11 protein-coding genes and 1 riboswitch are annotated in these 7,108 nt (G+C 30.8%); of the genes, 5 read left to right on the top strand and 6 right to left on the bottom strand.

Going from position 1 to position 7,108, the window contains the following annotated elements:
- Window positions 1-138: 138 nt before the first annotated feature.
- Window positions 139-239, bottom strand: a riboswitch (purine riboswitch).
- A 229-nt stretch (window positions 240-468) separates the two neighbouring features.
- The 4 genes from B5E48_RS09425 to B5E48_RS09410 all read right to left on the bottom strand — a co-directional run bounded on the left by B5E48_RS09425 (window position 469) and on the right by B5E48_RS09410 (window position 2,989).
- Window positions 469-849, bottom strand: coding sequence for a desulfoferrodoxin family protein (locus tag B5E48_RS09425; RefSeq protein ID WP_087304865.1), 381 nt, complete (start codon window positions 847-849; stop codon window positions 469-471).
- 73 nt (window positions 850-922) lie between these two features.
- Window positions 923-1,423: an O-acetyl-ADP-ribose deacetylase gene (locus tag B5E48_RS09420; RefSeq protein WP_087304864.1), complete on the bottom strand. Its 501-nt coding sequence runs from the start codon at window positions 1,421-1,423 to the stop codon at window positions 923-925.
- 54 nt (window positions 1,424-1,477) lie between these two features.
- Complete coding sequence (locus B5E48_RS09415; protein ID WP_087304863.1) at window positions 1,478-1,999, bottom strand: hypothetical protein; 522 nt, start codon at window positions 1,997-1,999, stop codon at window positions 1,478-1,480.
- 60 nt (window positions 2,000-2,059) lie between these two features.
- Window positions 2,060-2,989, bottom strand: a complete 930-nt coding sequence (locus B5E48_RS09410; RefSeq protein ID WP_087304862.1) for an AEC family transporter — start codon at window positions 2,987-2,989, stop codon at window positions 2,060-2,062.
- 143 nt (window positions 2,990-3,132) lie between these two features.
- On the opposite strand from B5E48_RS09410, the gene B5E48_RS09405 reads away from it, so the two are divergent.
- Complete coding sequence (locus B5E48_RS09405) at window positions 3,133-4,086, top strand: L-lactate dehydrogenase (RefSeq protein ID WP_087297127.1); 954 nt, start codon at window positions 3,133-3,135, stop codon at window positions 4,084-4,086.
- A 25-nt stretch (window positions 4,087-4,111) separates the two neighbouring features.
- Here B5E48_RS09405 and B5E48_RS09400 read toward each other — a convergent pair whose 3' ends face one another.
- Window positions 4,112-4,807, bottom strand: a complete 696-nt coding sequence (locus tag B5E48_RS09400) for an LrgB family protein (protein WP_087304861.1) — start codon at window positions 4,805-4,807, stop codon at window positions 4,112-4,114.
- Window positions 4,800-5,153 carry a CidA/LrgA family protein gene (locus B5E48_RS09395; protein ID WP_087304860.1) on the bottom strand — a complete coding sequence of 118 codons (354 nt, stop codon included), beginning with the start codon at window positions 5,151-5,153 and terminating at the stop codon, window positions 4,800-4,802. The genes B5E48_RS09400 and B5E48_RS09395 overlap by 8 nt, the downstream gene beginning before the upstream one ends.
- 124 nt (window positions 5,154-5,277) lie before the next feature.
- Between B5E48_RS09395 and B5E48_RS14035 the strand changes: the two genes are divergently transcribed.
- The 4 genes from B5E48_RS14035 (at window position 5,278) to B5E48_RS09380 (ending at window position 7,077) form a co-directional block, all read left to right on the top strand.
- Window positions 5,278-5,418: an exonuclease domain-containing protein gene (locus B5E48_RS14035; protein WP_343286331.1), complete on the top strand. Its 141-nt coding sequence runs from the start codon at window positions 5,278-5,280 to the stop codon at window positions 5,416-5,418.
- Window positions 5,419-5,427: 9 nt separating this feature from the next.
- Window positions 5,428-5,838, top strand: coding sequence for a 3'-5' exonuclease (locus B5E48_RS09390; RefSeq protein ID WP_343286332.1), 411 nt, complete (start codon window positions 5,428-5,430; stop codon window positions 5,836-5,838).
- Between the two features lie 87 nt (window positions 5,839-5,925).
- Window positions 5,926-6,162: a hypothetical protein gene (locus B5E48_RS09385; protein ID WP_087304859.1), complete on the top strand. Its 237-nt coding sequence runs from the start codon at window positions 5,926-5,928 to the stop codon at window positions 6,160-6,162.
- A gap of 24 nt (window positions 6,163-6,186) precedes the next feature.
- Complete coding sequence (locus B5E48_RS09380) at window positions 6,187-7,077, top strand: DUF3737 family protein (RefSeq protein ID WP_087304858.1); 891 nt, start codon at window positions 6,187-6,189, stop codon at window positions 7,075-7,077.
- Window positions 7,078-7,108: the final 31 nt, after the last annotated feature.

The following is a 7,108-nucleotide window of genomic DNA, read 5'->3' as shown; positions in this document are numbered from 1 at the left end:
GTTTTTGCATGCAGAAAAATAGAGTAATGCTGGTGCATTACTTTTTATTTTGCTCATTGTTAATATTTGCTTTAAGCATTTATCAACCAAACGAAACCAAATTCCTATAATATAAAAAAAGTCTATCTACAGATAGACACATAAAAAAGCGTCTATCATAGTCCCGTTATTTTCGGTAACGGGGTAGAAACGATTGGGCCAATTCCCAAACATATATGATAACCACGCTTATTGTAACAAACGTCTATAGTTTTGTCTAATATTTTTCGATTTTTTCACATTTAATCATATAAAAAATGAAAATACCGCCCATTATTTAACAATTCAACAACTCATATCTTTATCATTTTATCTAAAATATGGAAATTCTACCATTTCCATCATGTTATAGCATATTTAAAAATATTTCCTGACAGTATCTTTAAAAAAAAAGAAACCTATCTTATGATAAGTTTCCTTGTTTATGATTTATGATTCAATTGTTGCTTTCCATAATCCATGTAAGTTACAGTATTCGTATACTTCAATTGTTCCTTTATAATCACCCATTGCAAATACTGCTTCAGGTTGATCAGCAGATGTTAAATCTACACGTAAAACCTGATTGTTGAATACAGCAATGATTGTTGTAATTAAATGTTCATCAGTCATTGGATGTGAAACTTCACCAACTTTCACATGAAGTTTATCTCCATCTATAGATAATACAGGAACGTGTTTTTCTAATGCACCATCTGTTGTATTCGCTGTTAATTCTACCATTGGTTTTCCACAACAAACAACTGGTACTCCTTTATCAACAATTTTTTCTACTACATTTCCACAAATTGGACATACATATAATTTCATAATCTCTTTCTCCTTTCATGACAAGACCATTGTACCATGTCTTATTTATTATAGCTAATCATATGCACTTTTATTATTCTTTTTTTAACAACTGACAATATGTACGATATGTATAATTATCAAAACAAACAATATCTATTCTTTTGACATATTGACATGGATAGTTTTTAAGCGTTTCTATCGCAATTGTAGCTGCCTGTGATACAGGATAACGATAAGCCCCTGTACTAATTGAAGGAAAAGCAATATGTTGACATTGATATTCTTCAGCTTTTTCCAGACAGCGTATATAACAAGACTGTAATTGTTTGGCTTCATCATGTTGTCCATCACGATAAACCGGACCAACTGTATGAATCACATAACGTGCTGGTAAATGATAAGCCTTTGTGACTTTTGCATCTCCAGTCGCACATCCATGCAACAAACGACACTCAGCCAATAACTCAGGTCCAGCTTCGCGGTGAATAGCACCATCCACCCCTCCACCACCTAATAAACTATTATTGGCAGCATTGACTATGGCATCACATGATATTTGAGTGATATCACCTTGAATAATTTGAATTTTCATTTCTTTCACCTTCTTTTTTATTATAACAAAAAAGTCATTTGATAGAAACGACTTTTATGCTTTGATCCATTTTTTTATTTTTATATCTTTTTGTTTCAAGAAATCTATAAATTCATGAACACTTACTTTTAAACAATCTTTTCGAATAATAATGATTTCATTTTTCTTTGCTAATAAAACATATGCATGTTCTGTCTGTGATAAAGTTTTGAGATGAGAGTAAGGAATCTTATTATCAATAGATGTCTGACAATTATGTACAACGACATATTCTCCTCCAAAACTCATTGTATATGTCATCTTTTGTTCATCAATTTCTTCTTTCATCAATTTTAACATTTCTTTGTAATGACTATGAATCAAAAAGAAAATTTCCCCAATACACACAGCACCTAAAACCAATAAAACAACACCTTGTAACATATTTTGATTGACGACATTTATAATACCTAAAATTAATGAAATCACACCTGTTAATGACAATAAATATTTTTGCCATGGAGCAATCATGTATCTTTTCACTTCTTTTAATAAATCTTCATCAACAATATTATGACTAATTTGAATTCTTTTCATATAACCCTTCCTCCAACAATACACCATTATCCTTTATAATTATGTCTTAGATATTAACTTTTATAAAATTTGATAAATAAAAACAATGATTGGCATTGTGATAATACAAAAAATAACGGACATAACATTCATGATACTCGTATAACCTGGATGTTTATCATATAACTGGGCAAATTGAGTAATTGTGGCAGCAGCAGGAGCACTTGCAGCCAAAAGACTAATCAATAATATCTGATAAGCATCCTGATGAAAGTTTTGTAATCCCAGTAAACGAAACGCCAAAATCACAACCAAAGGATAAACAATCAATCTCAAAAAACAAATACCATAAACTCTTTTTTCTTTAAAAATAGATAAAATATCAATATTCCCTAGTAACATTCCAATCACCAGCATACTTAATGGCCCCACCATAGAACCAACGCTACTTACTGTATCGTGAATCAGTGCTGGAAAATGCCAGCGTGCTATAAACATAATCATTCCTAACATAATCGCTATAACATTCACATTCAAGATAATCTTTTTGAAATCATACTGCTTTTCATTACAAACCAGATTTTTTCCATGTGTCCATATTAAAATAGTTTGAACAACCATATATCCACTTGTATATAAAACCCATTCTTCCCCTAAAATAGAAGCTACCAAAGGTATAATCAGATTACCAGCATTAGAATAAATAAGCGTTGCTTTTTCTACAGGCATAAAATGAAAGATCTGTCCCAATAATTTTGTTAATGGAATGAAAATCAAATGAACGACAATGGCCCCAATAAAAGATAAAATCAATCCCATCAGCTTTTCACTTGTAAAATCAATCTGAAAAGAATTTAAAATTGTACAAGGACAAACAATATATAAAACAATTTTAGAAATCACTTTACTATCATCAGGTGTCAGTACACGACACTTTACAGTTAAATATCCCACAAAAATAATAAGAAATAATCCAAAAATATTTTGAGCTAATAAAAGACTTAATTCCATAAATTTCCTCTCCCACATATAGTATACTTATTTTTATCAAATACACGTTTTATTTTCAGGTTTTGAAAACTTTTTATCATATTTCATTACAATTTTATGAATTATGATATAATCATTTTAGACTTATAATGAGGAGAAAAGATATGAAATTAGAAAAAAGAAAAATTGTCATTATTGGATGTGGACACGTTGGTGTCAGTACTGCATTTTGTTTGATTAATCAAGGTCTATGTGATGAAATTGCTTTGATTGATTTGAATGAAGAAAAAGTTTTAGGAGAAGTTTTAGATTTATCTCAAAGCATTGAATATATGAATCGTAATACACATGTCAAAGTGGGACGATATGAAGACTGTGAAGATGCTCAAATTGTTATCATTACAGCAAGTGTTCCAACCCCTCAAAGTGGTAATGACCGTTTAAAAATGTTAGAACCATCTTTAAATGTCATGAAAAGTATTATTACTCAAATTAAAGAACATCATTTTGATGGACATTTGATTGTTGTTTCAAACCCTGTAGATTTAATGAGTTATTATGCTTATAAACTTTCTGGTTTACCAGCTAATCAGGTTATTGGAACAGGGACAACATTAGATACAGCCCGTTTAAAATATTTCATCGCCCAAAAAATCCAAGTTGATCCTCGCAGTGTTCATGCGATGGTCATTGGTGAACATGGAGATAGTGAAATGATTCCATGGTCAACTGTTCGTATTGGTGGTAAGGATATTTATAGTGTTGTTCAAGATAACCAGAGTCGTTTAGGACAAGAACCCTATCAACAGATGAAAAAAGATACAATTCAGGCTGGTTGGGAAATTTTCAATCGTAAAGGGAATACTTGTTATGGTATAGCCTCAAGTACAGTTGGTATTATTCGCACAATCTTACATAATGAAAACCAGATTTTACCTGTTTCAACATTGCTTCGTGGCGAATATGGTCAGGATGATTTATTTATCAGTGTGCCAGCCATCATTGATCGTAGTGGTGTTAGAGAAATTGTTGAATTACGCATGACACCACAAGAACAAGAAGAGTTCAATCAATCTTGTCAACGCTTAAAATCATTTTATGATCTTTTAAATCAATAGTTCTATGCTTAAACATAGAACTTTTTTATATCCATAAATGAATCATAATAGGCGCTAAAAACACAGTGAATATACCTGAAATCACAATGGATAAACTACTCATTGCTGCCTCAATTTCACCCCACTCAATTGCTTTCGCTGTTCCAATAGCATGGGCACTATTTCCTAATGCCAGTCCACGTGCAACAGGATGATTGATATGGAAAACTTTAAAAATCGTTTTAGCAATCATTGATCCAAAAATTCCTGTTAAAATGACAACACCTACTGTCATTGTCGAATGACCACCAAGTAATTCTGATACTCCAATAGCAATCGCTGTCGTAATAGATTTTGGCATCAAAGAATATAAAACTGTTTCACTTGTCTTCAACAAAATACAAAGAACCATAACACTCATCAAACCAGACAGACAACCACATAATAAGCTTACTATAATAGCTCCAAAATGTTTAACCAGTACTTGTGTTTGTTTATATAAAGGAATCGCTAAACAAACAGTTGATGGAGTCAATAAATATGTAATCATTTGTGCTCCTTGATTATATGTCTGAAAATCAATATCTAAAACATATAAAACAAAGATAGTCAAAAAAGCACTGATTAATAATGGATTCAAAAGAGAATAAGACCATCGCTTTCTTATTTGAACAGCCAACCAATATGTTAATAAACTTAATACAATGCCAAAATAAGATGTTTCAATCAATAAATTATTCATTGATATTTTTCCTTTCTATCATATATTGTGCAACTTTCCCTGTCACTACCATTACAATGACTGTACTTATAACAAGAGCAATCATAATCACAGCTATGTTTTCAAATAATTCTTCTTTGACATTCATTAAACCAACAGCAGATGGAACAAATAAAACAGGCATAATCAAAATCAGCCAATCTGCAACATCTTCTATTGCTGATAATGGAATCATTTTTGTATAAAGACCAACTAACATGATCAACAATCCATAAACACTTGCTGGAATGGGTAATGGTAAAAAGCTCAATAATTCTCCTACAAATGAAATCAACATAATAATAAGAAACTGATGTATATATTTCATAATGACCTCCTGTTGTGATACCGTGCAACATTATAACATGATTTGACTGATGATTATACTTTTTTATAAATTCATTTGCATTTTTATATTGAATAGATTTAAATATGGAATTGAGGTGATCACAATGGCTTATCAAAAACAATATTATAAAAGAGGGCATTATGTTAAAAAAATCATTGATGATTATTGTGTTATAGATATCGAAACAACAGGTTTATCTTGGCAAAAAGATAAAATTATTGAAATTGGAATATTAAAGGTCTAAAACAAGAAAATCGTTGAACGTTATAGCCAGTTAATTAATCCCCAACAGAATATTAGTCCTTTTATCACTCAACTCACTGGCATTGATAATCAAATGGTAGAGGATATGCCTGTTCTCTCTTCTGTTCAAGATGACATTTTGCGATTTTTTGGACACGATCCAATTATTGGACATAATACAGCTTTCGATCTTAATTTTATTGCGAATCATTTTCAGATCAATTTATCTAATGAATATATGGATACGGTTCAATTTTGTAGAAAGGTTTATCCTCAAATGCCCCATCATCGTTTAACAGACATGGTAGAATTTTTAGGGCTTTCCACAAATGAACACCGTTCTTTAGCAGATTGCATATCTACATATGAACTTTATGAACACCTTAAAAAAGAAATAATCAGACAACATATATCCATATAAATACCTCAAAAGCATAGCTGACTATCCATTATAAGTATTTGATTTTTATAATGTCTATATATAGAATATAGTCAAGGAGGCTTTCATATGATTCAAATGCTTACCAAAGAAGATATTCAAAAAAGTTTAGAAGATATGGGATGTTCATCCAAACAAGTTCAAGAATTTGTTGATGACTTTGAAAATCATCGTTTTGAATTTCTTTTCCTTTTTTTAAAAAAGAAAAGATATGAAATTCTAGATGAAGTGCATCAAAAACAAAAGACAATTGATCATCTTGATTATCTGATTTACACTTTAAAAAATATTCAAAATAAAGCATAAGCTTTCTTAAAGGAGGTCAATATCATGCAAATCAAACAGATTATTGAAAATCAAACTTTTGATGAAGAAAGAGCTTTATACAACATACAAAATACTGAAGTGAGAAACTGTACTTTTGCTGGTCCTCAAGATGGAGAATCTGTCTTGAAAGAAACAAGACAAGTCAGAGTTGATCATTGTACTTTTTCGCTTCGTTATCCCTTATGGCATGTACAGGGTTATGAATTAATTCATAGCTCTTTAGATGAATTAACAAGAGCTCCTATCTGGTATTCTCATCATGGTTTGATTGATTCTTGTGATATTCAAGGTATAAAAATTTTAAGAGAATGTAGTGATACAATTGTTTCAAATTGTCAGATTCAATCACCAGAGTTTGGCTGGTTCTGCCAGGATATTTCTATTAAAGATAGTGAAATTCATTCTGAATATATGTTACTTCATAGTCATCATGTTAAAATTGATCATTTGAAATTTACAGGAAAATATTCTTTCCAGTATATGCATGACTTAGAAATTACAAATTCTTATTTAGATACAAAAGATGCCTTCTGGCATAGCAATAACGTCATTGTTAAAGATTCTGTTGTCAAAGGTGAATATTTAGGGTGGTTTTCAAAAAATGTCACATTCATTAACTGTCAGATCATTGGAACACAACCACTTTGCTATTGTGAAAATTTGAAACTCATTGATTGTGAAATGATTGATTGCGATTTAGCATTTGAATATTCTGATGTACAGGCAACAATCAAAGGACATGTTGATTCTATTAAAAATGTCAAATCAGGAACAATTACAGTTGACAGTGTTGGTGAAATCATCAATGAAGATGCTGTTATGGAAACAAATGGTCAAGTGATCATCAGACAAGCCCCTATAAACAATCAGTCTATTTGTCAATGCTGTTGTTAAACGTTAACTGAAAAGTTAGCGTTTTTTTTAT

Source organism: Massilimicrobiota sp. An105 (assembly GCF_002161155.1).
GTDB lineage: Bacteria > Bacillota_I > Bacilli_A > Erysipelotrichales > Coprobacillaceae > Allocoprobacillus > Allocoprobacillus merdigallinarum.
The sequence above is the reverse complement of the archived record's forward strand: the minus strand, read 5'-3'. Positions and strand labels throughout refer to the sequence as shown.